This is a genomic window from Mycobacterium sp. D16R24 (genome assembly GCF_002013385.1).
Lineage (GTDB): Bacteria > Actinomycetota > Actinomycetes > Mycobacteriales > Mycobacteriaceae > Mycobacterium.
Map to the genome: position 1 here is coordinate 38,480 of NZ_MAEV01000006.1, position 25,590 is coordinate 64,069.

Annotated in this window: 22 protein-coding genes and 1 pseudogene; 13 read left to right on the forward strand and 10 right to left on the reverse strand. The window is 64.3% G+C overall.

All coding sequences use genetic code 11. From position 1 onward, the window contains the following. Positions 1 to 5 precede the first annotated feature (5 nt). Positions 6 to 563: a DUF3558 domain-containing protein gene (locus tag B4383_RS04760; protein ID WP_078289222.1), complete on the reverse strand. Its 558-nt coding sequence runs from the start codon at positions 561 to 563 to the stop codon at positions 6 to 8. Further along, on the reverse strand, positions 560 to 1,090 hold the full coding sequence (locus B4383_RS04765; RefSeq protein WP_286143771.1) for a DUF3558 domain-containing protein: 531 nt from the start codon (positions 1,088 to 1,090) through the stop codon (positions 560 to 562). Before B4383_RS04765 ends, B4383_RS04760 begins: the two co-directional genes overlap by 4 nt. A 186-nt stretch (positions 1,091 to 1,276) precedes the next feature. Here B4383_RS04765 and B4383_RS04770 point away from each other — a divergent pair, with 186 nt between their 5' ends. Both B4383_RS04770 and B4383_RS04775 read left to right on the forward strand, forming a co-directional pair. Further along, the gene (locus B4383_RS04770; protein ID WP_176126622.1) at positions 1,277 to 3,001 is read left to right on the forward strand and encodes an ABC transporter ATP-binding protein; all 1,725 of its coding nucleotides are present in this window, start codon (positions 1,277 to 1,279) and stop codon (positions 2,999 to 3,001) included. Further along, entirely contained in the window at positions 2,998 to 4,893 is a 1,896-nt protein-coding gene (locus B4383_RS04775; protein ID WP_078289230.1) for an ABC transporter ATP-binding protein, read from the forward strand. Before B4383_RS04770 ends, B4383_RS04775 begins: the two co-directional genes overlap by 4 nt. Here the strand turns inward: B4383_RS04775 and B4383_RS04780 are convergent. From B4383_RS04780 to B4383_RS26980, 4 genes and pseudogenes are all read right to left on the reverse strand, one after another. Beyond that, on the reverse strand, positions 4,890 to 5,414 hold the full coding sequence (locus B4383_RS04780) for a hypothetical protein (RefSeq protein WP_078289234.1): 525 nt from the start codon (positions 5,412 to 5,414) through the stop codon (positions 4,890 to 4,892). The genes B4383_RS04775 and B4383_RS04780 overlap by 4 nt on opposite strands. A 75-nt stretch (positions 5,415 to 5,489) precedes the next feature. After that, positions 5,490 to 5,696 carry a hypothetical protein gene (locus B4383_RS04785; protein WP_078289238.1) on the reverse strand — a complete coding sequence of 69 codons (207 nt, stop codon included), beginning with the start codon at positions 5,694 to 5,696 and terminating at the stop codon, positions 5,490 to 5,492. Between the two features lie 17 nt (positions 5,697 to 5,713). After that, positions 5,714 to 5,983 carry an HNH endonuclease signature motif containing protein gene (locus B4383_RS27370; RefSeq protein WP_353615623.1) on the reverse strand — a complete coding sequence of 90 codons (270 nt, stop codon included), beginning with the start codon at positions 5,981 to 5,983 and terminating at the stop codon, positions 5,714 to 5,716. Positions 5,984 to 6,025: 42 nt separating this feature from the next. Beyond that, positions 6,026 to 7,026: pseudogene (locus B4383_RS26980) on the reverse strand (13E12 repeat family protein); the annotation flags it as partial. A gap of 93 nt (positions 7,027 to 7,119) precedes the next feature. On the opposite strand from B4383_RS26980, the gene B4383_RS04795 reads away from it, so the two are divergent. Genes B4383_RS04795 through B4383_RS04820 form a run of 6 tightly spaced genes read left to right on the forward strand, consistent with a single transcriptional unit; the run spans position 7,120 to position 13,011 of the window. Continuing rightward, on the forward strand, positions 7,120 to 7,539 hold the full coding sequence (locus tag B4383_RS04795; RefSeq protein WP_078289505.1) for an HIT family protein: 420 nt from the start codon (positions 7,120 to 7,122) through the stop codon (positions 7,537 to 7,539). 50 nt (positions 7,540 to 7,589) lie between these two features. Further along, a complete protein-coding gene (locus B4383_RS04800; protein ID WP_078289242.1) occupies positions 7,590 to 8,861 on the forward strand; it encodes an MFS transporter in 1,272 nt (423 codons plus the stop codon). 10 nt (positions 8,862 to 8,871) lie between these two features. After that, entirely contained in the window at positions 8,872 to 9,705 is an 834-nt protein-coding gene (locus tag B4383_RS04805) for a mycofactocin-coupled SDR family oxidoreductase (protein ID WP_078289246.1), read from the forward strand. Then, complete coding sequence (locus B4383_RS04810) at positions 9,702 to 11,069, forward strand: FAD-linked oxidase C-terminal domain-containing protein (RefSeq protein WP_078289250.1); 1,368 nt, start codon at positions 9,702 to 9,704, stop codon at positions 11,067 to 11,069. The genes B4383_RS04805 and B4383_RS04810 overlap by 4 nt, the downstream gene beginning before the upstream one ends. Before the next feature lie 49 nt (positions 11,070 to 11,118). Beyond that, entirely contained in the window at positions 11,119 to 12,360 is a 1,242-nt protein-coding gene (locus B4383_RS04815; protein ID WP_078289253.1) for a cytochrome P450, read from the forward strand. Positions 12,361 to 12,399: 39 nt separating this feature from the next. Further along, positions 12,400 to 13,011, forward strand: a complete 612-nt coding sequence (locus B4383_RS04820; RefSeq protein ID WP_078289256.1) for a TetR/AcrR family transcriptional regulator — start codon at positions 12,400 to 12,402, stop codon at positions 13,009 to 13,011. Here the strand turns inward: B4383_RS04820 and B4383_RS04825 are convergent. Together B4383_RS04825 and B4383_RS04830 are read right to left on the reverse strand one after the other, a co-directional pair. Next, positions 12,914 to 14,110: an acyltransferase gene (locus tag B4383_RS04825; RefSeq protein WP_078289258.1), complete on the reverse strand. Its 1,197-nt coding sequence runs from the start codon at positions 14,108 to 14,110 to the stop codon at positions 12,914 to 12,916. The two genes, B4383_RS04820 and B4383_RS04825, sit on opposite strands and share 98 nt — an antisense overlap. Further along, positions 14,107 to 15,903, reverse strand: a complete 1,797-nt coding sequence (locus B4383_RS04830; RefSeq protein ID WP_078289261.1) for a DEAD/DEAH box helicase — start codon at positions 15,901 to 15,903, stop codon at positions 14,107 to 14,109. The genes B4383_RS04825 and B4383_RS04830 overlap by 4 nt, the downstream gene beginning before the upstream one ends. A gap of 90 nt (positions 15,904 to 15,993) precedes the next feature. Here B4383_RS04830 and B4383_RS04835 point away from each other — a divergent pair, with 90 nt between their 5' ends. Genes B4383_RS04835 through B4383_RS04850 form a run of 4 tightly spaced genes read left to right on the forward strand, consistent with a single transcriptional unit; the run spans position 15,994 to position 21,736 of the window. Beyond that, positions 15,994 to 16,548 (forward strand): LppP/LprE family lipoprotein, encoded by a 555-nt coding sequence (locus B4383_RS04835; RefSeq protein WP_078289264.1) that lies wholly within the window; start codon positions 15,994 to 15,996, stop codon positions 16,546 to 16,548. Between the two features lie 36 nt (positions 16,549 to 16,584). Then, a complete protein-coding gene (locus B4383_RS04840) occupies positions 16,585 to 20,025 on the forward strand; it encodes a TM0106 family RecB-like putative nuclease (RefSeq protein ID WP_078289266.1) in 3,441 nt (1,146 codons plus the stop codon). Positions 20,026 to 20,030: 5 nt separating this feature from the next. Then, complete coding sequence (locus tag B4383_RS04845; RefSeq protein ID WP_078321063.1) at positions 20,031 to 21,386, forward strand: FAD-binding oxidoreductase; 1,356 nt, start codon at positions 20,031 to 20,033, stop codon at positions 21,384 to 21,386. Next, a complete protein-coding gene (locus B4383_RS04850) occupies positions 21,383 to 21,736 on the forward strand; it encodes a nuclear transport factor 2 family protein (protein WP_078289271.1) in 354 nt (117 codons plus the stop codon). Before B4383_RS04845 ends, B4383_RS04850 begins: the two co-directional genes overlap by 4 nt. On the opposite strand, the gene B4383_RS04855 is transcribed toward B4383_RS04850, so the two are convergent. Next, entirely contained in the window at positions 21,686 to 23,161 is a 1,476-nt protein-coding gene (locus B4383_RS04855; protein WP_139360535.1) for a DHA2 family efflux MFS transporter permease subunit, read from the reverse strand. The two genes, B4383_RS04850 and B4383_RS04855, sit on opposite strands and share 51 nt — an antisense overlap. 22 nt (positions 23,162 to 23,183) lie before the next feature. Beyond that, complete coding sequence (locus tag B4383_RS04860; protein ID WP_078289276.1) at positions 23,184 to 24,467, reverse strand: multidrug effflux MFS transporter; 1,284 nt, start codon at positions 24,465 to 24,467, stop codon at positions 23,184 to 23,186. A 289-nt stretch (positions 24,468 to 24,756) separates the two neighbouring features. On the opposite strand from B4383_RS04860, the gene B4383_RS04865 reads away from it, so the two are divergent. Next, positions 24,757 to 25,512, forward strand: a complete 756-nt coding sequence (locus tag B4383_RS04865) for a hypothetical protein (protein ID WP_078289279.1) — start codon at positions 24,757 to 24,759, stop codon at positions 25,510 to 25,512. Positions 25,513 to 25,590 lie beyond the last annotated feature (78 nt).

The window sequence follows — 25,590 nt, forward strand, 5'->3', positions numbered from 1 at the left end:
ACCTGTCAGATGTTCACCGACAGCGTCATCTCCATCAATTTGATTGCCTGCGTGCATGAGTCTCCGCCTTGGCCCTGCGGGTTGACCCACCATCCAACAACACCTGCGGCGTCGCTGGCAACTCCACAGGCGCCCGGCTGGTCCGGCGGCTTCATCACAATCGAGGGAATGCCCTGGATCGCCCGTTCCTGAACGTTGTATTTCAGGCTGTTCGCTGTGGCCTTTTCGGCGTCAAGGCTGCCGGTCTCGAACCAGAAGCGGGTGATGTCCACGAGGCCGCCGCTCTTACTCATGGCCTGCCACCGGCACAGTGCCCCCACAAAGGTGCTCTGAATGTCCCTTGGATCGGCGTCGACGGCCTTGGCCAGGACATCGGTGGTGAGAACGTCGCACTCCTTGAGCAAGTTGGGGTACTTCTGCTCGGCGGGCGTGCCGTCACCCAGATCGCCCTTACCGGGCATGACCGCCTCACCGTCGACCGTGCCGCCGCAGCCTGCCGATCCGAGTGTGACCAGTGCGATGCAAGCCGCCGCGAACAGCGATTTCGTTTTCCGATACGTCATTTCTTGGCCGCCTTGATGGACGTCTCGGTCAGCTGCTTAGCCACATCACAGGGGTCGGGAGCACCTGATCCGGGCTCGAAGTTGATAGACCATTCGATGAAGTCGTTACCGAAGTCCATGCCGATCTCGCACAGCTTGGTCACGGTGCCCGGGTATCCGTCGGTGGCGATGAATCCCTTATACCCGGCGATCTCGATGTCCTCGACGCTCGGGCGCGTCCGTTCTTCGGTCGCGCGCTCGCGGCCAATGGGGCTGCCGCGGTACCAGTTGAAGGAGAAGTGCGGTCCCACGATGCTGCCACCGCGAAGCCAGACACAACCGACAGAGTTCTTGGCGGTGCCGACCAGGCCCACAACCTTGGTCATCTGCATCATCGCCTGGTCGCTAATGCCGCCGCACTCCGTGAACATCGGACCCTCGACGCCCTTGGACTTCGTCTGCGCCGGCGCCGTCGCGTTCGGCGCAGTGCCATTGGGCTCATCGGACTTATCACCGCCCGAACAGCCCGCCACCACAAGTGCAACCATCGCCAGCGCGACAACACACTTGCCCCACACGTTGCGCGAATCCAAGCCCAACCTCACATGTGCACTGTAGCGGCAGAAACCGGAGTCAACCACTGAGCTGCGGGTTTGTTGCGGGCGGCGATGAGCCGCTTGCGGCGAAGACCATGTCCAGCGTGTGCGACAGTGGTGCCCATGCCTCAGGGTCAGTTGCGGGCACTCCTGGGACGCTACGTCCGCCCGTACCGCAGCCTGGTCGTTGTGGTCGTCGCCCTGCAGACCATCAGCACGCTGGCCTCCTTGTATCTACCGACCGTCAACGCCGCGATCATCGACGACGGGGTGGCACAGGGCGACACCCGTGTAATCATGCGGCTCGGCATGGTGATGCTCGCCGTGACGCTGGTGCAGATCGCCTGCTCGATCGGCGCGGTGTACTTCGGTTCCAGGACGGGCATGGGATTCGGCCGCGATATGCGGTCGGCGCTGTTCCATCACATCACCGGATTCTCCGCCGAGGAGTCCGCCCGATTCGGGGCGCCGACCCTGCTGACGCGCACCACCAACGATGTTCAGCAATTGCAGCTGCTGGTCCAGATCACCTGCACCATGCTGGTGACGGCACCGATCATGTGCGTCGGCGGAATCGCCATGGCGGTCCATCAGAATGCGGGCTTGTCCTGGCTGCTCATCGTGAGCATGCCCACGCTCGGTGTGACCAATTGGTACATCGTGCGCTCGATGTTGCCGATCTTCCGCCGAATGCAACGACTCATCGACGGCATCAACCGCGTGATGCGAGAACAACTGACCGGCATCCGTGTCATCCGCGCGTTCACGCGGGAAGCAGTGGAGCGCAAACGATTTAGTGTCACGGTCGCCGAGGTATCCGACACGGCGCTGGCCGCCGGACGATGGCAGGCCCTGATGCTGCCCGCCACCTCACTGGTCATCAATACCTCGAGTGTGGCGCTGATCTGGTTCGGCGGGCTGCGGATCGACCAGGGACAGATGCAGGTGGGCTCGCTGGTGGCCTTCTTGTCCTACTTCTTGCAGATCCTCATGTCCATGATGATGCTCACCATGCTGGCCGTCATGGTGCCGCGTGCCTCGGCATGCGCCGAACGGATCACCGAGGTATTCGAGACGGTGGGATCGATTACGGCACCGCCCGATCCGGTGCATGTGGACGCACTCGACCCGACCGTCGAGTTCACCGATGCCGGGTTCCGTTATCCCGGGGCCGAGCGTGCGGTGCTGGAAGGGCTTTCGTTCACGGCGCGACCAGGGACGGTCACCGCCGTGGTCGGCGCGACAGGCTGCGGCAAGAGCACGCTGCTGTCTTTGATCCCCCGCCTGCACGATGTGACCGCAGGTTCAGTACGTGTGGGCGGTCACGATGTTCGCCGATACGACCCCGAGGACCTTTGGACGGTCATGGGTCTGGTCCCGCAGCGGGGCTACTTGTTCTCCGGCACGGTGGAAAGCAACCTGCGCTACGGCAAGTCGGATGCCACCGAGGATGAGATGTGGGATGCGTTGCGGGTCGCGCAGGCGGCGGACTTCGTGCGCGCCCACGCCTCGGGGCTGCAGATGCCGGTGTCGCAAAGCGGCATCAACTTTTCGGGTGGGCAGCGTCAGCGCATCGCGATCGCGCGGGCGGTGATTCGCCGCCCCGGGGTCTACCTGTTCGATGACGCGTTCTCCGCGCTGGATGTGCATACCGATGCGCGATTACGCGAGACGCTACGCGCGGTCGCCACGCACGCCACCGTGATTGTGGTGGCACAACGGATCTCGACGGTGGTCGATGCCGACCAGATCGTGGTACTGGAGGACGGCCGAGTGGCCGCGGTGGGCACCCACGCCGAGCTGGTGGACCGCTGTGGGATGTACCAGGAAATCTGCGACTCGCAGGCGGTGCTGCCGGTATGACTGGGGCGATCGGCTTTAGAGGTGTGCAGCAAGGTCCGGCAGAGCGTTCCCGGGAGTTCCGTGGCACCGCGGTGCGGATGGTGAGACGCCTTGCTCCGCAACGCTTTCTGACCGCCGTGGTGATCACCCTGTCCATGACCGGTATCGCGATCGGGGTCATCGGGCCGCGGATCCTGGGGCATGCCACCGATCTCTTGTTCAACGGGGTCATCGGACGGGAGTTGCCCGCCGGGCTCAGCAAGGAACAGGCCATCGAGGCGGCCCGGGCTCGCGGGGACGGCCAGTTCGCACAGATGCTTTCCGGCATGAACGTCACCCCCGGGGTAGGTGTCGACTTTCACGCGGTGGGGACGACGTTGGCGCTGGCCTTGGGTATGTATCTGGCGGCCGGATTACTGGCATGGGTACAGGCGCGGCTTCTCAACGTCACCGTACAGCGCACGGTGGTGGCGCTGCGTGCCGATGTAGAAGACAAACTGCATCGGCTTCCCTTGTCGTACTTTGATTCCCGACAGCGCGGGGAAATCCTCAGCCGCGTGACCAACGATGTCGACAACATCCAGACGTCGCTGCAGATGAGCATCAACCAACTGCTGAGCTCAATGCTGACCCTGGTGGCCGTACTTGCCATGATGCTCAGCATTTCGCCGCTGCTGGCAGTGATCACACTCGCGACCGTGCCCATGTCGCTATGGGTAACGCGCGCGATAGCCCGCCGCTCACAACAGCTGTTCGTAGCGCAGTGGTCCAACACCGGGAAACTCAACGCACATATCGAGGAGACCTACAGCGGTTTCACCATCGTCAAGACCTACGGACACCGCGCCGAGGCAGAGACGATCTTCGCCGATCGGAACGCCAAGGTGTACAGCAACGCCTTTGGTGCACAGTTCTTCTCGGGATTGGTATCGCCCGCCACGGCGTTCATTGGAAACCTGAGCTATGTGGCAGTGGCGGTGGTGGGCGGCATGAAGGTGGCCTCCGGCGACCTGACGCTCGGCGGCATCCAGGCGTTCACGCAATACGTGCGCCAGTTCAATCAGCCGCTGACGCAGGTCGCGGCGATGTACAACACCCTGCAGTCCGGACTCGCCAGCGCCGAAAGGGTTTTCGAGCTGCTGGACGAGGACGAGGAGACGCCCGATCCGGCATCTCCGGCGACGGTCCCGGGCGGGACCCCGGGTGTCGAGTTCGAAGACATCAGCTTTAGCTACTCCCCCGGCAACTCGGTGATCGAAGGGCTGTCGCTGCGCGTCGAACCGGGGCAAACGGTAGCGATCGTCGGGCCGACCGGGGCCGGAAAGACCACCCTGGTGAACCTGCTGATGCGCTTCTACGACGTCGACTCCGGCCGAATACTGCTCGACGGTATTGATATCTCAACGATGAGCCGACATGATCTGCGGTCTCGGATGGGGATGGTACTGCAGGACACCTGGCTTTTCGGCGGCACTATCGCCGAAAACATCGCCTACGGGCGGCCCGAGGCGTCGGGCGACGAGGTCCGGGAGGCTGCGCGTGCGGCATACGTGGACCGATTTGTGCGGACACTTCCCGACGGCTACGACACCAGGATCGCCGACGACGGTGAGAACATCAGCGCCGGAGAGAAGCAGTTGATCACCATCGCCCGCGCATTCCTGGCACGCCCGCAGCTGCTGATTCTCGACGAAGCGACGAGTTCGGTGGATACCCGCACCGAGCTACGGATCCAGCGAGCCATGGCCGAGCTGCGCCGGGACCGGACGAGTTTCATTATCGCCCATAGGCTTTCCACCATTCGCGATGCGGATCGCATTGTCGTGATGGATGGAGGCAGCGTCGTCGAGAGCGGCACCCACGCGGAACTGCTGGAGCGCCGCGGCGCCTACTTCGCGATGACGCAGGCCTAGAGCTGCGGACCTTGCGTCCGTAGGTCCCGAACCTCCGTCATGGCACCGCGCAGCTTGTCCAGCCAGTCCTCGGCGTGTTCACCGACCAGCCGCACTGCCCACGCCAGCGCGTCGGCACGGGAGCGGGCAACTCCGGCCTCCACCAGGGTGTCGAGTACCTGACGTTCGGGCTGCCGCAGCCGCGTCATCACCGGAACTGCGATGTGCGTGAACAGGATTCGCTCCGACTCTTCGGCGGTACCCACATCAACCCCCCAGGAAACCTTGCGCCCGTAGCGAGCCTGCGCCTCGTCGGCGATGCGCATTCGGTGCGAGCGGGTCTCTTCCCGGAAGCGCGAGGCCCGGCCTGCAGCACGCGCCTCGATCTCGTTGTCACCCTCGTCGGCAGGTAACCGACCGATGACGGTGATTTCTTCACGGTCGACGACGACTTCGAGATCACCACTGAACCAGCCGTCGGGCAGGCGCCCGGCGAACCAATCCGCGGCGTCGGAGGCGTCGGACTGTCCATCTCGTTTCATGATTACAAAATTACACGCTTACAAAATTCAGAGCGTTCGCCTACAGCGAACAACGTAAGAGCGGCGACCGCTACGTCAGCTGCGGCGCATGACGATCGCGGCACCGCCGGCGAGCACGATGACCACCGCGAGGACCAGTGCCCATCCGAGACCGGCGATCCACCACACGGCACCGAGAACAGCCAGCACCGGGGCGGCCAAGAACAGCGCCATCCCCGGGTGCTGACGGATCACCGCCAGCGCGGCATTTGCCCGCTGCTTGTCGATTTCCTTACCAGCCATATCACCAGCATGCCAGGTCAGCGGGGCGTGTGCACTGAGTCGACGCCCCGGATTGGGCAGTCCAGTTGAAACTGTGGTGGGGGTATCGATTCGGTGGTGCCGTTGGGGTGTTTTCGGGTGGTCCAGCCGTGGTTGAGGAGGCGGTGGTGGGGTGCGCAGGCGAAGGTGAGGTTGTCGATGTCGGTGGGGCCGCCTTGGGCCCATTCGTGGAGGTGGTGGACCTCGCACAGGTATCCGGGCACAGTGCAGCCGGGGTGGGTGCAGCCGCGGTCTTGGGCGTGCAGCACGATGCGCTGATCGGCTGACGCGATGCGTTTGGTGCGGCCCAGAAACAACGGTCGGCCATCGTCGTTGAAGATGCTCAGGTAGTGGTGGGCGTGGGTGGCCATGCGGATCAGGTCGCGCATCGGCAGCCTGGTGCCGGCGCCGGTGATCGCGATTCCGGCGGTGTCTTCGAGTTCTGTGAGGGTGGTGGTGACCACGACGGTGACCGGTAAACCGTGGTGCGCGCCGAGCTGCCCGGAGGCCAGGGTGACGCGCAGGCAGGCGCGTAGCGCGTCATGGTTGCGCTGGGCACTGGTGCGGTGGTCGTGTTCGGCGGCCTCCGGGCTGGGTTCGCCGTCCACCATCGGTGATTGATCGGCGGGGTTGCACATGCCGGGGGCGCGAGTTTGGCCAGCACCGCATCCAGATACGCACGCGTCTCCGGATCCAACAGCCCACTGATCGCCGACATGCCATCAAAACCGTGCTGCCCGATGGATATGCCTCGGCGGCGGGCGCGGTCGATATCGGAGAACTCACCATCCGGATTCAACAAGGCCATCATCCTGTCGGCGCCCACCCGCAGCGCCTCGGGCCGAAACCGGACGGCCATCAGGGCCAACTGCCTCTCGGCGGCTTCGCGGGTCGGGGCATCCACCACGACCGGCAGCCGATCAAAGAAGCCACGAATGATCCGCACATGCTCCTCGCCCACCTCGCCGCGACATAGCGCGGCGGCCACATTCGGCAGTTGCGGTGCCAGCACCTGGCCGGTCAACGCCTGCCGCGGCGCCAACTGCTGGGCATCGCCAATCCGGCGCCGCGCCGCCCCCTTACCGATATGCAACCGCCGCGCAATCACATCCGGGAACGAGGTGCCGCCGAGCTCGACCGGCGAGGCCTGCGACATCACCTTGGGAACCAGCCCCAGCCCATGGGCAGACAACCGACGCTGCACCACCTCCACACGGGCCAGCACCGTCAAGGCATGGGCGGCGGTCAGCTCCTGGATCGGCTCAGCGCAGAAGGCATCAACCGCCGCCTCCAACACCCCCATCGAACTCATGTTCGAATGCTAACCACGCCCACCGACACGTAGCCGCACCCTGAAACAGCTGTGACAGAAGTGAATTCACCGCGGACCCGCTACGGTGTGCTCATGTCGTGTGTCTTCTGCGCCATTGTCGCCGGTGAGTCGCCATCCTTCCGCGTGTACGAGGACGAGACGACTCTCGCCTTCCTCGACATCCGCCCCATAACCCGCGGGCACACACTGGTGATCCCGAAGGCCCACGCACAGGACCTCACAGATCTGAAGCCCGATGACGCCGCCGCCATCATGATCGTCGGCCAGCGCATCGCCAATGCCATGCGAGATTCGGAACTGCAGAGCGACGGCACCAACCTGGCCCTCAACGACGGCCGCGTCGCGTTCCAGACCGTCATGCACGCGCACCTGCACGTGGTGCCACGACGCGGAGGCGACAAACTTGCTTTCGCAAAGGGATTCATGATTCGTCGAGATCCCGACCTGGAAGGCACCGCCCGCATCATCCGCCAGGCAGTGGCCGCCAACTAGCAAAAAATCGCTCGACCACCCACGCGGCACGCTGCTACGTTTTTGGCGACATGTCCACTCCGAAGGCGGATTCGCCGACAATTGATCAGGTGAATCGCCGGCCGGTATTCTTGTTGCTCTTCGCATCTGTTGTGGCCGCCATCGGCAACGGTGTGTCGATCGTCGCGCTCCCCTGGCTGGTTCTGCAGCGCACCGGCTCTGCCGCGGATGCCGCGATCGTTGCCGCCGCCGGAACCCTGCCGCTGGTCTTCTCCACCCTGATTTCCGGAACCGCGGTCGACTTCTTCGGACGCCGCAAGATGTCGATCATCTCCGACGTCCTTTCGCTGTTATCCGTTTCGGCCATACCGATTCTGGCCATGACGACCGGGCTCAGCGTGCCGCTGCTCGCGGCTCTCGCCGCAGTCGGCGCCATCTTCGACCCCGCGGGAATCACCGCACGTGAATCGATGCTGCCCGCCGCCGCGAAAGCTGCCGGCTGGTCGCTCGACCGGATGAACAGCATGTACGAGGCGGTGTTCAACGTCGCGTACATCGTGGGTCCCGGTGTGGGCGGTCTGCTGATCGCCTCCATCGGCGGCGTCAACACCATGTGGGCCACCGCATCGACCTTCGTCGTGTCCGTCGCGGCAATCGCCTTCCTCAAGGTCGAGGGTAGCGGGAAACCGGCCGCCGAAACCAAGCCCACCGGCGTCATCAGCGGTGTGGTCGAGGGATTGAAATTCGTCTGGAACGTCAAGATCCTGCGCACCTTGGCGCTTATCGACATGGCCATCACAGCGCTCTATCTGCCGATCGAAAGTGTGCTGCTGCCCAAGCACTTCAGTGATGCCGGGACACCCCACAAGCTCGGCTGGATACTCATGGCCATCTCCGCCGGCGGGCTGCTCGGCGCTCTCGGGTACGCCACCATGGTGCGCCACGTCCAACGCCGCACCATCATGCTGTGTGCCACCTTCACCGCCGGCATCACCACGCTGGGCATGTCGTTCCTGCCACCCATCGCGGTGCTGCTGGTGCTCGGAGCATGCCTGGGCTTCATCTACGGACCAGTGGCGCCGATCACCAACTACGTCATGCAGACCCACTCCCCCGAGCACTTGCGCGGGCGGGTGGTGGGCGTCATGACGTCCACGGCATATTGCGCCGGGCCGCTCGGGTTCATGCTCGCCGGCCCCATCGCCGACAAGTTTGGCGTCGCCTCGACCCTGACGATCATCGGCGTACCGATGCTCCTGATCGCCGTCGCCAGCACTCGGATGCCCGTCTTACGAGAGTTGGACCGCGAGGAACAGCAGCCCCACAAGGATCCAACTCGGTAGGGTCGGCTCCGTGGCTGACTTCGAGGGAAGAATTGCACTGATCACCGGCGGCGCACGCGGCATGGGTCGTTCACACGCCCTGGCGCTCGCCGAGGCGGGCGCCGACATCGCGATCTGTGATCGCTGTGAGAACAGCGATGTCGTCGGGTACCCGCTGGCTACCGAGGATGACCTCGCCGAGACGGTCGCCATGGTTGAAAAGACCGGACGCCAGTGCATCTCGGCCAAGGTCGACGTGAAGGATCGCGCCGCACTGGAATCGTTTGTCGCCGAAGCCGAGGACTCACTCGGCGGAATCGACATCGCCATCACCAATGCCGGTATCAGCACCATCGCGCTGCTGCCCGAGGTTGACTCCGCTCAGTGGGACGAGGTCATCGGCACGAATCTCACCGGCACCTTCAACACCATCGCGGCCGTGGCGCCCGGCATGATCAAGCGAAACTACGGCCGCATCATCACGGTCTCCTCAATGCTCGGGCACAGCGCGACATGGGCTCAGGCGTCCTACGTCTCGTCCAAGTGGGGTGTCATCGGGCTGACGAAGGTCGCCGCACATGACCTCGTCGGCTACGGCATCACCGTCAACGCCGTCGCACCGGGCAATATCGAAACTCCCATGACCCAAAATGATTTCGTATTCGGCACCATGCGGCCTGACCTGGAGAAGCCCACACTCAAGGATGTCGAAGCCGTCTTCGCTTCGCTGCACCTGCAGTACGCACCCTTCCTCAAGCCTGAGGAGGTCACCCGTGCCGTGTTGTTCCTGGCCCACGAGGCCAGCTCACACATCACCGGCACGGTGCTGCCGATCGACGCCGGCGCGACAGCACGGATGATATGAGCCAGGCCGCCCTCCACGAGCTCGCGACGACCCTCGGCGAGGGCGCGGTCATCACCGACCCCGATATCACCGCCTCCTATCGACAGGACCGCGCCTTCGATCCAGACGCCGGAACGCCTCTCGCGGTAGTACGTCCCAGCAGCACGGAAGAGGTTTCCGCGACCCTGAAATGGGCCAGCGCGCATCACATCCCCGTCGTTCCCCGCGGTGCGGGAACCGGGTTATCCGGTGGTTCCACCGCCCAGGACGGCGCCATCGTGTTGTCGACCGAGCGGATGCGCGCCATCTCCATCGACACCACCACCCGTGTGGCGATCGCCCAGCCCGGCGCTCTCAACGCAGAAGTCAAGGCCACTGCTGCCGAACATGGCCTGTGGTACCCGCCGGATCCATCATCCTTCGAGATCTGCAGCATCGGCGGCAACATCGCGACCAACGCCGGCGGACTGTGTTGTGTCAAGTACGGAGTCACCACCGATTACGTGCTGGGTATGCACATCGTCCTAGCCGACGGCACGATCCTGCGACTGGGTGGGCCCCGACTGAAAGATGTTGCTGGACTGAGCCTTACGAAGCTGTTTGTCGGCAGCGAGGGCACACTCGGCGTGATTACCGAGGCCACTCTGCGGCTACTGCCCCCGCAACCGCCGCCGTGCACCGTGGTGGCGACATTCAATTCGGTGACCGAGGCCGCCGACGCGGTGCTCGCGATCACCGCGCTGATCCGGCCCTCCATGCTGGAGTTCATGGACTCGGTGGCGATCAACGCGATCGAGGACAAACTGAGAATGGGACTGGACCGCGAGGCCGCCGCCATGCTCGTCGCCCGCTCCGATGAACGCGGGAAAACCTCCGCGGAGGATGCCGAGCTCATCACGCAGATCTTCACCGATCACCATGCCGCCGAGGTCTTTTCCAGCGATGACCAGGAAGAGGGCGAGGCGTTCGTCGCGGCACGACGGTTCGCCATTCCGGCCGTGGAGGCAAAGGGCACCTTGCTGCTCGAAGACGTGGGCGTCCCGCTGCCAAAGCTGGCCGAACTGGTGAAGGGCGTGGAAGCCATTGCCGCACAACACCGGTTGCTCATCTCGGTAATCGCACACGCTGGTGACGGCAACACCCATCCGCTGATCGTGCACGACCCCAACGACCCCGACGAATCGCAGCGTGCCCATGCCGCATTCGGCGAGATCATGGGCTTGGCGATCTCACTGGGAGGCACCATCACCGGCGAGCACGGCGTGGGGCGGCTCAAAAAGCCATGGCTGGGCGGCCAGGTCGGCCCGGAGGTGCTGGAGGTCAACCGCCGAATCAAGCAGGCACTTGACCCCGAGGGCATCCTCAACCCCGGCACACTGATCTAGTTCGTCCCTGGATGTTGACACATTAGGTGACATGCCTTACACATAAGACATGTCACTCGATGTGTCTCATGCGGTTGCGCCGCGTTACGCTCCCGGAGCCGCGGACAACTGGACCAATCCCTGGCCCATGTACACGGCGCTGCGTGATCACGACCCGGTGCACCATGTGGTGCCCGAGCACACGCCAACCGACGACTATTACGTGCTCACCCGGCATGCTGACGTCTACGAAGCGGCTCGTGACTGGGAAGCGTTCTCTTCGGCTCGGGGTCTCACCGTCATGTACGGCGATCTGGAGAAGACCGGCATGGGCGACAACCCGCCCATGGTCATGCAGGACCCGCCCACGCATACCGACTTCCGCAAGCTCGTCTCCCGTGGGTTCACACCGCGACAGGTCACCGCCGTGGAGCCGAAGGTGCGCGAGTTCGTGGTGGAGCGCCTTGAGCGCCTCAAGGAACGCGGCGAGGGCGATATCGTCGTCGAGCTGTTCAAGCCCCTGCCCTCGATGGTCGTCGCGCACTATCTCGGGGTGCCCGAAGAGGACCGCGCACAGTTCGACATCTGGACCGACGGCATCGTCGCGGCAGCAGCCGGCGGTGCGATCGACATCGAGACCATGCAGGGCGAGGTCGCTCAGACCATCGGTGAACTGATGATGTACTTCACCGGACTCATCGAGCGGCGGCGCGCCGAACCCGAGGACGACACCGTGTCGCACCTCGTTGCCGCCGGAGTGGGAGCCGACGGCGATATCAGTGGAACACTCCAAATCCTCGGATTCGCATTCACCATGGTGACCGGCGGCAACGACACGACCACCGGAATGCTCGGCGGCGCAATACAACTGCTGCACCAGAATCCCGATCAACGCCAGAAACTGATAGACGATCCCTCACTCATCCCGGGAGCAGTGGAGGAATTTCTGCGCTTGACGTCTCCGGTGCAGGGTCTGGCGCGAACCGCGACTCGCGACGTTACCTTCGGCGACACCACCATTCCGGCGGGGCGGCGTGCGCTACTGCTCTATGGCAGCGCCAACCGGGACGAGCGCGAGTACGGCGATGATGCAGGCGAATTGGATGTGCTCCGAAAGCCACGCAACATCCTCACCTTCAGCCACGGGAATCACCACTGTCTGGGAGCCGCCGCGGCTCGTATGCAGTCACGGGTAGCTCTTGAGGAACTGCTCACCCGCATACCGGATTTCGAGGTCGACCTCGACGGGGTCACCTGGGCAGGCGGCTCGTATGTGCGAAGGCCCCTGACGGTACCCATCCGCGTGCGATGATCTTGCGATGAGCCGCTTGCGCAAAGAGCGTGAACCAGCATGAGCTGGTTGGCCGACACGAGGACATCGGTGGCCGCCGAGAAAATTCTCGACGCGGCCGCCGAGCTGTTCGTGCGTGACGGCGTCGCCGCCGTCGGCATGAACGAGATCGCCAAGGCCGCCGGCTGTTCCCGGGCGACCCTGTACCGGTACTTCGAGAATCGCGAGGCACTGCACATCGCGTATGTGCACCGCGAGGCCAGAGCCATCACCGGGCAGGTCACCGCAGCGGTCGCCGACATTGACGATCCGACAGAGCGTCTAGTCAGCGCCGTGCTCATCAGCCTCGGCTTGGTCCGTGATAACCCGGCCCTATCGGCCTGGTTCCGCCCCGGCGAATATGTCGGCGGTTCACTGGCCTTGCATTCCGAGGTGCTGAACGCCATGGTGTCGGCGTTTGTCAACGGCACAGTAGCGGATTCAGAATCTCACCTGCGAGCTAAATGGTATGTCCGGGTGATTATCTCGCTGCTTTCCCACCCCGAGGACAACCCCGAGGACGAGCGCACTCTCATCACTGAGTTCGTTGCGCCCATGATGTCCGTAGACGTGAACCCCACGCTAGCAGCATCTGCGCAGCCCGGTGGATCAGCCACGACGCAGGCACGCTGACCACCATCGTCACCAGGAACACGATCACCACCGACCCGGTGTAGACGTGGTAGTGCAGGAGGTCAACCATCACGATCTCCATCAGGATCATGTGGATGAGGAACAGCTCGTAGGAGATCTCACCCAGCCACACCATGGGCCGCGATGCGAGAAACCTGACATACCAGCCGGTGTCACCCAACCCGGCGGGCGCGACCAACAACGTCGCGATCACGACGTAGAAGATGGATTTCGTCAGCGCTTGCGGCAGCGCCCACGGCGAGGTGGTCGGGTCTCCGGCTATCCGCGTAGACACGATGAGGTAGCAGATGATCGCGAGCGGCACCGTCACCAAGGCATAGCAGCGCACGCCCATGACGGCCAGAACGGACAAAATCATGCCGCCCACGAACCACGACAGGTAGGCCGGAAGCCACAGTTTCGCTCCGTCGGGCAAGGCACTGACGGTGTACACCAAGGTCATCCACCCCGGAGTCACCAGCACCAGGCCGCCCAAACCGGCCAGCAGGCGCACCGGACGCCACTGTCCCCCACAGAGTTTCTTGATCAACAGCCATGCCAAGAACGGCAATGCGACATAGAACGCCGCTTCGACGGCGAGGCTCCAGATCTGCGTCATGCCTTGGTGGATATAGCGATATCCATAGTTAGAGGTGTAGATCTGGGTGAGCGTGAGGTTTCGAAGCAAGCCCAACCAGGTGTGTCCGGGGTTCGGATACTGGTCCCGGATGTGATACCAGATGTACGCGATGGCCACGAGAATCCAGTAGGCCGGCATGATGCGCCGAAACCTGTGCCAGGCATAGCGTCTCACCGAGGGTGAGGCGGTACCGTCGGCGGCCGCCCGCACCCACGGCAGGAACAGCAGAAAACCCGACAACACAAAGAAGATCGGTACACCGACCTCCAAACGGGCCTGCATCAGGTGCAGATAGGCACGCCACGGGGAAACACCGTCAACGACATAGTTCCCCGTGCTGTAAGCCGCATGGGTGGCCACCACGAGGGTCGCCGCCACCGCCCGGATACCCGTGAGCGCAGCAACGCGTCCAGGACCATGGACGACGGGAGCACTGTCAGTCGCGGGGACCGCCGTCATGGTTTCTTGGGGGACCGCTTGGGACGCTTCGCCTCCGACCGTTTGTGGTCCGTGTACCTATCGTCTGGGCGCTTGCGATCCGTGAACTTACGGGCGGGACGCGCAGCGTCGGCCCCGCCTGCGAGGCGCAGCTCGATGAGCACACCGGAGATCCGGGTGCTTTCCAGAGCCTTCAGCGTCTTGGGCGACATCTTGGCGGGCAACTCGACAAGTGAGTGGTCAGGCCGAATCGTAATGTGACCGAAGTCGCTGCGGTGCAAACCGCCTTCGTTGGCTATCGCACCCACGATGGCGCCGGGCATCACCTTGTGCCGCTTGCCGACGGCGATGCGGTACGTTGCCAGCCCAGGAGTTCCCGGACGTGCCTCGCGGGGCCCGCGCTCGGGGCGCTCCCCGCGCTCCTGGCGCGGGTCACGGGGCGGATCGGGCTTGAGCAGGAACTGCTCGCCGTCGCGCGACAACACAGCCAACGCCGCGGCGATATCGGCCACCGGCACGTCGTTATCGCGTTCGTAGTCCTCGACGAGCCGACGGAAGAGCTCGACCTCCGGTGCCGAGAGCGCGGCCGTGATGGCATCGCGGAACTTCGTCACCCGCTGGGCGTTGACATCGTCAACCGAGGGCAGCGCCTCCTCGACAAGCTTGGCCCCGGTGGCCTTCTCGATGGCCTTGAGCAGGTGCCGTTCCCGTGGAGAGACGAACAACACCGCCGTACCCGAGCGGCCCGCGCGGCCGGTACGGCCGATGCGGTGCACATACGACTCGGTGTCGTGCGGGATGTCGTAGTTGAGCACATGCGAGATCCGCTCGACGTCCAGGCCGCGCGCGGCCACGTCGGTGGCGACCAGGATGTCGATGGCACCGCTCTTCAGTCCGTTGATGGTGCGTTCGCGCTGCGACTGGTTGATATCGCCGTTGATCGCCGCCGCAGAGAACCCGCGCGCCTTGAGCTTGTCGGCCACCTCCTCGGTGGCCTGTTTAGTCCTGACGAACACGATCATCGCCTCGAAGGTCTCGACCTCGAGGATCCGGGTAAGGGCGTCCATCTTGCGCTGCCCGGCTACCTGGATAAAGCGCTGCCTGATGTTCTCGGCAGTCGAGGTCTTCGCCTCGACCTTGATCTCCACCGGATCATGCAGATACTTCTTGGTCAGCCGCCGGATGGTCGCGGGCATGGTGGCTGAGAACAGGGCCACCTGCTTGTACTCGGGGGTGTCGGCCAGGATGCGTTCGACGTCCTCGGCGAAGCCCATGGTGAGCATCTCGTCGGCCTCGTCCAGCACCAGGTAGTCCAGGTGCGACAGGTCAAGCGTGCCGCGCTCCAAGTGATCGATGACACGCCCGGGCGTGCCGACTACTACATGAGCGCCCCTCTTGAGACCCGACAGCTGGACCACATACGACTGGCCACCGTAAATGGGCAGCACGTTCAGCCGGGGCATATGTGCCCCGTATCGGCCGAATGCCTCGGCAACCTGCAAGGCCAGCTCACGCGTGGGCGCAAGCACCAGCGCCTGAGTGTTCTTCGAGGTCAGGTCGATCTTCGAGAGAATGGGGATGGCGAACGCCGCCGTCTTCCCGGTACCGGTCTGCGCCAGTCCCACGACGTCCGAGCCTGCAAGCAGCGGCGGGATGGTGGCCGCCTGGATCGCCGAGGGTGTTTCATACCCCACGTCGGACACCGCACGCAGCACCTCGGGGGCAATCTGTAGGTCCGCGAAGGTGACGGCGTCATCCGCGCGTGGTGCAGTCGAATCGCCGGTGTCGGGCGTGGGGATATCTGTAGAGGTCATGGCGTCAAGAAGTCTAGGCGCTACCGCGCTCAACTCCCGCCTCCAGCGCATCTTTGGTAAATGTCGGTAGTGTGCGGGGCCGTGCGAAGGATGGATTTGGTGGGCGCGCTGACTGTGCTGCCGGCTGTGATCGTGCTCGCCTCAGCCTGCACCGGCGGCGACAGCACAGTGTCCAAGACACCGGCCAACACCATCACATCCCCCTCGCCACCTCCCGGACCGGCGGGTTCCGCGACCAAGCCCAAACCCCCGCCTTCGACTCAAGACGACTGCGCGATCAATCTGAAGGATCCGGCCGTCGCGGCCGCCGTCGCACTCCTACCCCCCGGCCCCAATAGCGAGGCCACGTGGAATCCGGTGCCAGTGGCAGGCAACTACAACAAGTGCGCTCCCCTCTCGGCGGTCATCGTCGCCGCAGATACGCATGAGCCCGCGCCCCCTACCCGCGCCGTGTTCTTCCACCTGGGTGGTGTGATCTCGCATGGCGTCCCTGACACGTATGGATACAACGCCATCGATCTATCGGCGAGCACCTTGGACACCGTGGTGCTCAACTTCTCCAACGGCATCCCCGGCCTGGAGAGTGTGGTGTCGTTCCGCTGGAACGGATCTGGCGTGGAAAAGGTGCAACAGGCAACGCAGTAGGGCATCTTCGTCGGTGCGAGCACCTACAGTGATCGGGTGTTCGTCCTCGACGACCGGGTCGTCTACAGCGCTTCGGATCTTGCCTCCGCCGCCCGCTGTGAATACGCCCTGTTGCGGGCCTTCGACGCCAAGCTCGGATGGGGACCGGCTCCCCCTCGTGATGATGAACTCCTGGCGCGCACCGCGACTTTGGGGGATGCCCATGAGGCTCACCACCTAGCCGAGCTGCTGAAGCGCTTCGGTTCCGGGGTCGCCAGCATTCCCTTTCCCCCCACCTTCACGCTCGACGGACTCCATGCGGTCGCCGCTGCTACGAAACGGGCCTTCGAGGACGGGCTCCCGGTGGTGTACCAGGCCGCGATGTTCGACGGTCGGTTCCTCGGTTTCGCGGACTTCGTGGTCCGGGAGGAACAGACCTACCGCGTCTGTGACACCAAACTGGCCCGCAGCGCCAAGGTGACGGCCCTGCTGCAGTTGGCGGCATACGCCGACAGCCTGATGACAACAGGTGTGCCGGTGTCCCCGGAAGTGCGGCTGATCCTGGGCGACCGTTCGGCCGTTGACTATCCCGTGGCCGATCTGGTCGGCGTGTATCGGCAGCGACGAATCCAATTGCAGGGCTTGCTTGATCGCCATCGGGCAGGCGGCGTTCCGGTGCAGTGGTCCGATGAGCACGTCCGCGCCTGCTTCCGCTGTCCCGTGTGTGAGCCGGAGGTCGAACGCACCGATGACTTGCTACTTGTCGCGGGCATGCGGATCAGTCAGCGGGCTGCACTGCTGGACGCCGGGGTGAGCACCGTCGCGGAGCTTGCCGCGGGCCCCGGCACCGTCGCCGACATGTCGGCGCGCAGCCTGCAACAATTGATGGCGCAGGCCGAGTTACAGGTTCGCCAACGAGACAGTGGCACACCACAGTTCGAGGTTGCCGATCCGATTCCGCTGGGCACAATGCCCGCCCCCAATCCCGGAGACATCTTTTTCGACTTCGAGGGCGATCCGTTGTGGACCGAGGACGGGGTGCAGTGGGGGCTGGAGTACCTGTTCGGCGTGCTCGAGTATGACCGGTCCGGCAAGGAGAAATTCCGGCCGATTTGGGCTCATGATCGCCACAGCGAACGAAAGGCCTTGATCACCTTCCTGGATCTGGTGGCCAAACGCCGCCGCCGTTATCCGGGGATGCACGTCTACCACTACGCGGCGTACGAAAAGACCGCACTGCTGCGCCTTGCCGGCCGGTACGGTGTCGGCGAGGAACAGATCGACGAGCTCTTGCGCGACAACGTACTGGTCGACCTCTATCCCGTGGTGCGCAAGAGCATTCGATCCGGCTCCAGTGGTTACGGGCTCAAGGCATTGGAGCCGCTGTTTATCGAATCCGGAAAGCGCTCCGGGGACGTCACGACTGCGGTGGATTCTATCAACGAATACGCGCGCTATTGCGCACTGCGCGATAGCGCTGACCCGGCGGCGCAGGAAGTACTGGACTCCATCGCCGAGTACAACCGTTACGACTGCGCTTCGACGCGCAAGCTCCGGGATTGGCTGCTGATGCGGGCTTTTGAGCACGGCATTACCCACCTATCCTCTTCGGCCGCTGTCAGCGACAAGGAGGAGCCGGAGCCCGATGGGATTGGCATGGCGCTGGCGGCATTCGTGGGAGATGCCGGTCCGGCCGATCGGAGCGCCGAACAAACCGCGGCGGCCATGGTGTCGGCAGCACGCGGATATCACACTCGAGAGCGAAAACCATTCTGGTGGAGCCACTTCGACAGACTGAACAACCCCGTCGACGAATGGGCGGATACCGCTGGGGTTTTCATCGTCGAGGGCGCCCAGTTGGTCGAGGACTGGCATAAATCTGGAAGTCAGCGCAAGCTCCGACGACATGTGAAACTGACGGGCGACCTCGCCGGGGGAGTCCTCGACGACAGCGTCTACGCGCTCTATGAACCGCCGGCACCGACGGGGCTCGGCGACGGGGACCCCGATCGGCGGGCATCTGGATCGGCGACGGTGGTGGAGGTCACCGAATCCGGCGGCGTCCCCGTAGAGGTGACGATCCAGGAGCTCACCCCGAAGAACGGCGAGGTGTTCTCCGCGATGCCGATGGCTCTTGCACCGGGCGCGCCGGTGATGACCAAGGCATTGGAAGCCGCGATCGAGCAAGTCGCCCTGGGCGTTGCCCACCGTCTCCCCGAGCTTCCCCATACCGCATCCCTTGATATTCTGTTGCGCCGCAACCCCCGTGGCGGGCCGCTGCCGTCAGTAGGTGACGACGGGTATGCGGGAGCCATCACCTCCGCCTTGCGCAATCTGGACTCGTCATACCTGGCCGTACATGGCCCGCCGGGGACCGGCAAGACCTTCACCGCGGCACGCGTCATCGCCGAGCTGGTGACGCGGGAGGGCTGGCTTGTTGGCGTGGTGGCCCAGTCTCATGCCGTCGTGGAACATCTCCTGGACCAGGTCGTCGCTGCGGGGGTACCGCCCGAGCGAGTCGCGAAAAAAGCATCGCCATACAGCGGTGATGCCGCGTGGACTCAGATTCGGGATAGCGACTACGCGGGCTTCATCGCATCCCACGCCAGCGAAGGCGCGGTCATCGGAGGCACCGCATGGGATTTCGCGAACACCACCCGTGTCTCCGATGGCGTACTACGCCTGCTGGTCATTGATGAGGCCGGCCAGTTCAGCCTGGCGAATACGCTTGCGGTGGCACGGGGAGCGCAGAACCTGCTGCTGCTCGGCGATCCGCAGCAGCTGCCGCAAGTGTCGCAGGGTGTGCATCCGGAACCGGTGGACACCTCCGCGCTGGGTTGGCTCGTGGAAGGTCATGGTGCGCTGCCCGTCGACCGCGGGTACTTCCTGGAGCGCTCGTACCGGATGCATCCCGCTCTATGTCAACGGGTTTCGGAGCTTTCCTACGACGGTGAACTTGAGTCCGCGGCGCCGGCACGCACCTTGGCCGGACATGATCCTGGAGTACGGACGCTGCTGGTCGACCATGAGGGGAACGCGACCAGCAGTCCACAGGAGGCCGAGGCGATCGCTACAGAAATCGCAGGACTGATCGGGTCGGACTGGACCGACGAATCCGGCACACGGCCGCTGGCGCAGTCCGACGTGCTGGTGGTGGCTCCGTACAACGCGCAGGTGTTGGCGTTGCGGGCCGCGCTGGCCGCTGCCGGATTAGGCGAGGTGCTGGTGGGGACCGTGGACAAGTTCCAGGGGCGCCAGGCGCCGGTTGTGTTCGTGTCGATGACCGCCTCGGCCGTCGATGACGTGCCGCGCGGTATGTCGTTCCTGCTGAACAGGAACCGGCTGAACGTGGCGATCAGCCGAGCGAAGTTCCAGGCGGTGATCGTAAGGTCGCCGGCACTGACCGAATATCTGCCGGCCACCCCCGACGGGCTTGTCGAGCTCGGGGCGTTCTTGGCTCTAAGTCCAGACCGGACCAATGACGCCGTGCCACACTGAGGTCCATGTCTTTGCTTGTGGATGACCTCGTCCAGATAGTCGGCGATCGGTACGTCAGCACCGATACCGACGTGCTGGCCGGCCGTACGATCGACCACACCGGCCGCTACCGCGGTACCGCGAGCATCCTGACCCGCCCCGGCTCCGCCGAGGAAGTCGGCGCAATCCTGAAGGCTTGCAAGGCGCACGGCCAGCCCGTTACCACCCAGGGCGGCCGCACGTCGATGGTCGCCGGGACCGTTCCCGAGCATCAAGACGTGTTGCTATCCACCGAGCGGCTCACCGAGATCGGCGCCATCGACACCGTCGACCGCCGGATCCGCGCCGGATCAGGTGTAACCCTGGCAGCACTGCAACAAGCCGCCGCCAAGGAGAACCTGCAATTCGGCGTCGACATCGGCTCACGCGACTCGGCCACTCTGGGTGGCATGGCATCCACCAACGCCGGCGGCCTGCGCACGGTGCGTTACGGCAACATGCGCGAGCAGGTCATCGGCGTGCAGGTCGCCCTCCCCGACGGATCAATCATGCAGCGCCATAGTGATGTTCGTGCCGACAACACGGGCTACGACCTCACCAGCCTGTTTGTCGGCGCCGAGGGCACCCTCGGCGTCATCACCGCGCTCGAACTGCGCCTGCATCCGGTCCCGAAACACAGCGTCGCGGCGATCACCGGGTTCGACCAACTGGATCAGCTGGTGGAGGCAAGCCGGATCTTCCGTGATCTCAGCGGAATTGCCGCACTCGAGCTCATGGACGCCAGGTTGGGCATTCCGAACCCGCCCAATCCATGGCTGCTGCTCATCGAACTCGCCCGCGATAGCGACCCCACCGAAGATCTAGCCGAAGCTCTCGACGCCGCCGGTGCGGCCGAGCGTGCGGCCGTCGGTTTGGATGCCAACTCCCGTGAACGCCTTTGGCAGGTGCGCGAATCCATCGCCGAAGCGCTGGGAACCTACGGCCCACCGCTGAAATTCGATGTAGCACTGCCGCTGACACACATCGGCGAGTTCGAACGACGTGCCACCGCACTGATCGCGGAGAAGGTCCCCGATGCGATACCTGTCTTGTTCGGTCATGTCGGAGAAGGTAACCTGCACTTAAATGTGTTGCGCTGCCCCGACTCCACCGCGTTGTATCAGCCTATGATGACGCTCATCGCCGAGCTGGGCGGCAATGTCAGCTCAGAGCACGGAGTCGGGACAATCAAACGCGACTACCTCAGCATGGCCCGTACCCCCGGCGACATCGCCGCCATGCGGGCCGTCAAGGAGGCTTTCGATCCCACCGGGTTCCTGAACCCCGCGGTGTTGTTCGGGCGCAGTCCGGAGGGAAACGGTGCTGCCGGGCGAGAGTCATGACGCTCACCATTGACCCCGAGAAGTTCAGCCGGGAGTGGTACGCGGCGTGGAACGCACACGATATTGAGGCGGTGCTGGCGCATTTCCACGAGGACGCGATCTTTACCTCTGCCTATGGCGCCGAGATAGCGCCGGAGACCGGGGGCATCTTTCGGGGCAAGAAGGCGATCCGCGACTACTGGGCCGAAGCCCTCACCCGCAACCCGGATCTGCATTTCGAGCCCGTCGGCACCTACGTGGGCGCAAGGGCTGTCGTCATCAACTACCGGAACCACAAGGGCGGCCTCGTCAACGAGGTCCTAATCTTCGACGGCGCCAGCGTGATCGAGGGACACGGCACGTACCTGTGAACCGGTCGGCCGCATGAAAAGTGCCGCCACCAAACCGATCGCCAACGCGGCCACACCCAGCAGCATCGACTGGGACATCGCCGCCGAGAACGGGGCGCGCAACCCGGGCGGCAGCACCCCATCTGACGCGGAATCGACCGAAGAGGATGGCATTGCGGACATGTTCGAAGCCAGCCGCGCCGTCATCAACGCGCCCATCGCCGAGCTGCCCACCACTCCTCCGACCTGGCGCAGCGTGTTGTAGACGCCAGACCCGGCACCGGCCACCGCGGAAGGCAGGTTCCGCGTAGCGGTGGTGGCCAAGGGCCCCCAGATGCAAGCCATGGCCGCACCGATACCCGCTGCGGGCAGCAAGAGCTGCCACATCTGAGTTTCCGGCCGCATCATCGCCGTCCACCACAACGTCGAGGTGATCATCGACGCGATGCCGCCGCCGATCAACACCGATGGACGCACCCTGTCGACTAGCCAGCCGGACACCGGCGCCAAGATCGCGCTCACGATCGCCGTCGGGGCCTGCGTCAGCGCCGCCTTGGTCGGTGAAAACCCCAGTGCCAATTGTGTATAGAACATCATGGGTAAACCGGTGGAGATCACACAAAAACTCATCGACGCGATGCTCACACCGGCGAGCGAGAAGTTGCGGTCCACGAACAGCCGCAGCGGAATCAGCGGTTCACCCCGATTCGCCGACTGCCACCACACGAACACGCCCAGGGCCCCCAGACCGGCCGCCATCATGCCCCATATCCCCGGCGCCCAGTGGAAGCTCTCCCCTTCCTGCAATGCGAAGACGAACGCGAACATGCCCGTGGCGGAGAGCGCGATACCTAGGAGATCCAGTCGATGCGGGTGCGTCGGCATGCACGGGATATAGATGGCGCCCAGGATGATTCCCAACACTCCCACCGGGACGTTGACGTAGAAGATCCACTGCCAACCCCACCCGTCGACCAACAGGCCGCCGGCGACCGGGCCGACCAGCGTCGCGATTCCGGCGACCGCACCCCACACCCCCATGGCGGTCCCGCGCCGCTGCGGTGGGAACACCCGTTGCACCACCGTGAGTGTCTGCGGGGTCAGCATCGCCGCACCGAGCCCCTGCACCACTCGCGCCGTGATCAGCCAGCCGATCGATCCGGCCAGCCCGCACCACAGCGAGGCGGCGGTGAAGACGACCAGTCCTGCCAAATACATGGACCTCGGGCCGAACTGATCTCCGAGTCGCCCGGTGGTCAGCAGTGGCACCGCGTAGCCCAACAGGTAGGCGCTGGTGACCCACACCGTCGCCGAGTAGTCGGCACCGAAAGCGATCTTGATGGCGGGATTGGCGACCGACACGATCGTCGAGTCGAGCAAGATCATGAACAGGCCGAACAGCACCACCCACAACGTTGTCCAGGGTCGCGGATACTCAGACTGCACGGCTACGGAATCTCGTCGTGGTTCAGGTGGTGACACGATTTCTCACGACGGCCAGCCCCGCCAGAGCCAGCACAACCCCGATCGTCATGACGACCGCGACGGCAAGTGCGTTATTGCCCAACGCGCCCACCAACGGCGCGATCACCGCTCCCACGCCGAACTGCGAGGCACCCAGCACTGCCGCCGAGGTGCCGGCCGCCTCGCCATGGCGAGACAACGCCAAGGCCGGCGCGTTGGGAATGACGAAGCCCATAAACGCCATCAGCGTCCACACCGGAGCCACGAAGCCGACCAGCCCACCGATGCCGAGCCCGGCCAGTACCAGCAGCACCACCGCCGGAATCAGGGCCAGCGACAGGCACCACTGCACGATCTGTTGCGGTTCGAATCGCTTGAGCAACACCACGTTCAACTGTGAGGCCGCGACAAACGCGATGGCGCCCGCACCGAACACGATCGCGAACACCTGCGGGTTCATGCCGTACTGCCCCTGCAACACGAAGGACGCACCCGAGATATAGGCGAACAGACCCGACAACGACAGCCCGGCAACAAGCACCAGGACCACGAAAACCTTGTCGCGCAACAGATCGCGATAGGTCTGCAGAATTCCCCTCACCCGCAGCGGCCGCCGCGCGCTCGGCGGCAAGGTCTCCGGCAGCGCCACCACCGCAAGGATGAGAAGCAGCACCCCCAGACACGACAACGCGGCGAACACGTTCTGCCATGAGCCGTGCACCAGCACGGCCGCGCCCAGCGCGGGAGCCAGAATCGGTGCAATACCGATCACCAGGGTGAGCCGGGAGAGCACGGTGGCCGCGGCCTTATCGGTATAGAGGTCACGCACTACGGCCATCGCCACCACCATGGCCGCCGCAGCACCCACCCCTTCAATCGCCCGCAATACACCCAGCACCACGATATTCGGGGCGATGGTGATGGCCAGCGACGCCGCGATATGCAGGGCCGCCCCGGCGATCAGCGGCAGGCGTCTGCCGAGCGAATCCGACAGCGGACCCACCAGGAGCTGCCCCAGCCCCAGCCCCAGCAGCGTTCCGGTGAGTGTCAGCTGCGTGAGAGTCGAGGTGACGTGCAGATCCGTCCCGATATCGGGCAGGGCTGGCAGGTACATGTCGATGGTGAGCGGCCCCAGGGCGACCATTGCGCCCAATACGGTGATGAGCCACGCCTTGCCCAGGCGGGTAGTGGGGGGCGAGACCGAATCGTCCGGTGCCGAAACGCCCGCCGGTTCATCCGTGGTCGTCTCACTCCGGGCAGCAGTCACCTCAGTGTTCAGCGCGCGCACGCGGCAAAACCTTCCCTTTCCTAACAAATGTGAGCTGCATCTCACCGATTCCACCCCATGAGGCGGTGCGATCACTTCCCCCGGATCAACAGATCCGCCACACCCGTCGTCCGACGAGACTGACGGCCGTCGACGAACTACAGCTTGCCAGTTATCGAAAACACACCCGCCGGGCTACCTGTTAAGGAACGAAAAGCGCTCGTCATTCGTCTTCACTACTGTGAGAACAAATCTTCGCTCACAACAATGTGGACCCATCCAGCCCACCGCACTGAAGGAACACACGCCGATGAGCACTCGCATCACCGAACCGCAGCGGCAGCTCGCCTTGGGCGGTAAGGGCAAGGAGACGAAACTCGGGGCCTCCGGCAAGCTTCTCTCACTCGTCCTGGACCAGAGCACCAAGGTTCAGGAACCCGCGGTCCGCGCGTATGTCCAGAAGCTACGCACCACCCATCCCGGCGCCGCACCCAGCGACATCATCACGATGTTGGAGAAGCGGTACCTGGCGACCGTAATGGGCAGTGGTGCAGCGGTCGGCGCCGCCGCCGCGTTCCCCGGGGTAGGCACTCTGGCCGCCTTGTCGGCCACCGCCGGGGAGGCCGTGTTGTTCCTGGAGGCGACATCGCTGTTCACCCTCGCACTGGCCGCGGTCCACGACATCGAGCTCGCCAAGATCGAACACCGGCACACGCTGGTGCTGGCTGTCCTGCTGGGCGAAGATGGCGAGACGACAGTCTCGGACGTGCTGGGCAAGGAGCGCACCGTCGGTGGCGGCTGGCTGGCCGAGGCCACCTCGACACTGCCGGTGCCCGCGCTGAGCCATCTCAATGCCACCTTACTCAAGCGGTTCACCAAGAAATTCGCGCTGAAACGCGGTGCGATAGCGTTCGGCAAGCTGTTGCCGGCCGGCATCGGCGCCGTCATCGGAGCAGGCGGGAACCGGTTCATCGGCAAACGGATTATCACCAACGCACGTAATGTCTTTGGGCCTCCCCCGGCCGTATGGCCGGTGCAGTTGCGCCTGGTCGCACCCAAGGGCTAGCAACAGACAGGGGTGGCTGTTCACGGTGCGGCCACCCTTCGGCCATCAGCGGCGCCAATGATGTCGCCTCTGTCATAT

Bases quoted from the DNA above. Each gene is read 5' to 3' on its own strand.
- B4383_RS04810 (WP_078289250.1), top strand. From the start codon at position 9,702: ATGAGCCAGGCCGCCCTCCACGAGCTCGCGACGACCCTCGGCGAGGGC.
- B4383_RS04800 (WP_078289242.1), top strand. From the start codon at position 7,590: ATGTCCACTCCGAAGGCGGATTCGCCGACAATTGATCAGGTGAATCGC.
- B4383_RS04760 (WP_078289222.1), bottom strand. From the start codon at position 563: ATGACGTATCGGAAAACGAAATCGCTGTTCGCGGCGGCTTGCATCGCA.
- B4383_RS04850 (WP_078289271.1), top strand. From the start codon at position 21,383: ATGACGCTCACCATTGACCCCGAGAAGTTCAGCCGGGAGTGGTACGCG.
- B4383_RS04780 (WP_078289234.1), bottom strand. From the start codon at position 5,414: ATGAAACGAGATGGACAGTCCGACGCCTCCGACGCCGCGGATTGGTTC.
- B4383_RS04795 (WP_078289505.1), top strand. From the start codon at position 7,120: ATGTCGTGTGTCTTCTGCGCCATTGTCGCCGGTGAGTCGCCATCCTTC.
- B4383_RS04865 (WP_078289279.1), top strand. From the start codon at position 24,757: ATGAGCACTCGCATCACCGAACCGCAGCGGCAGCTCGCCTTGGGCGGT.
- B4383_RS04835 (WP_078289264.1), top strand. From the start codon at position 15,994: ATGGATTTGGTGGGCGCGCTGACTGTGCTGCCGGCTGTGATCGTGCTC.
- B4383_RS04775 (WP_078289230.1), top strand. From the start codon at position 2,998: ATGACTGGGGCGATCGGCTTTAGAGGTGTGCAGCAAGGTCCGGCAGAG.
- B4383_RS04820 (WP_078289256.1), top strand. From the start codon at position 12,400: ATGAGCTGGTTGGCCGACACGAGGACATCGGTGGCCGCCGAGAAAATT.
- B4383_RS04830 (WP_078289261.1), bottom strand. From the start codon at position 15,903: ATGACCTCTACAGATATCCCCACGCCCGACACCGGCGATTCGACTGCA.
- B4383_RS04785 (WP_078289238.1), bottom strand. From the start codon at position 5,696: ATGGCTGGTAAGGAAATCGACAAGCAGCGGGCAAATGCCGCGCTGGCG.
- B4383_RS04765 (WP_286143771.1), bottom strand. From the start codon at position 1,090: ATGGTTGCACTTGTGGTGGCGGGCTGTTCGGGCGGTGATAAGTCCGAT.
- B4383_RS04845 (WP_078321063.1), top strand. From the start codon at position 20,031: ATGTCTTTGCTTGTGGATGACCTCGTCCAGATAGTCGGCGATCGGTAC.
- B4383_RS04815 (WP_078289253.1), top strand. From the start codon at position 11,119: ATGTCACTCGATGTGTCTCATGCGGTTGCGCCGCGTTACGCTCCCGGA.
- B4383_RS04825 (WP_078289258.1), bottom strand. From the start codon at position 14,110: ATGACGGCGGTCCCCGCGACTGACAGTGCTCCCGTCGTCCATGGTCCT.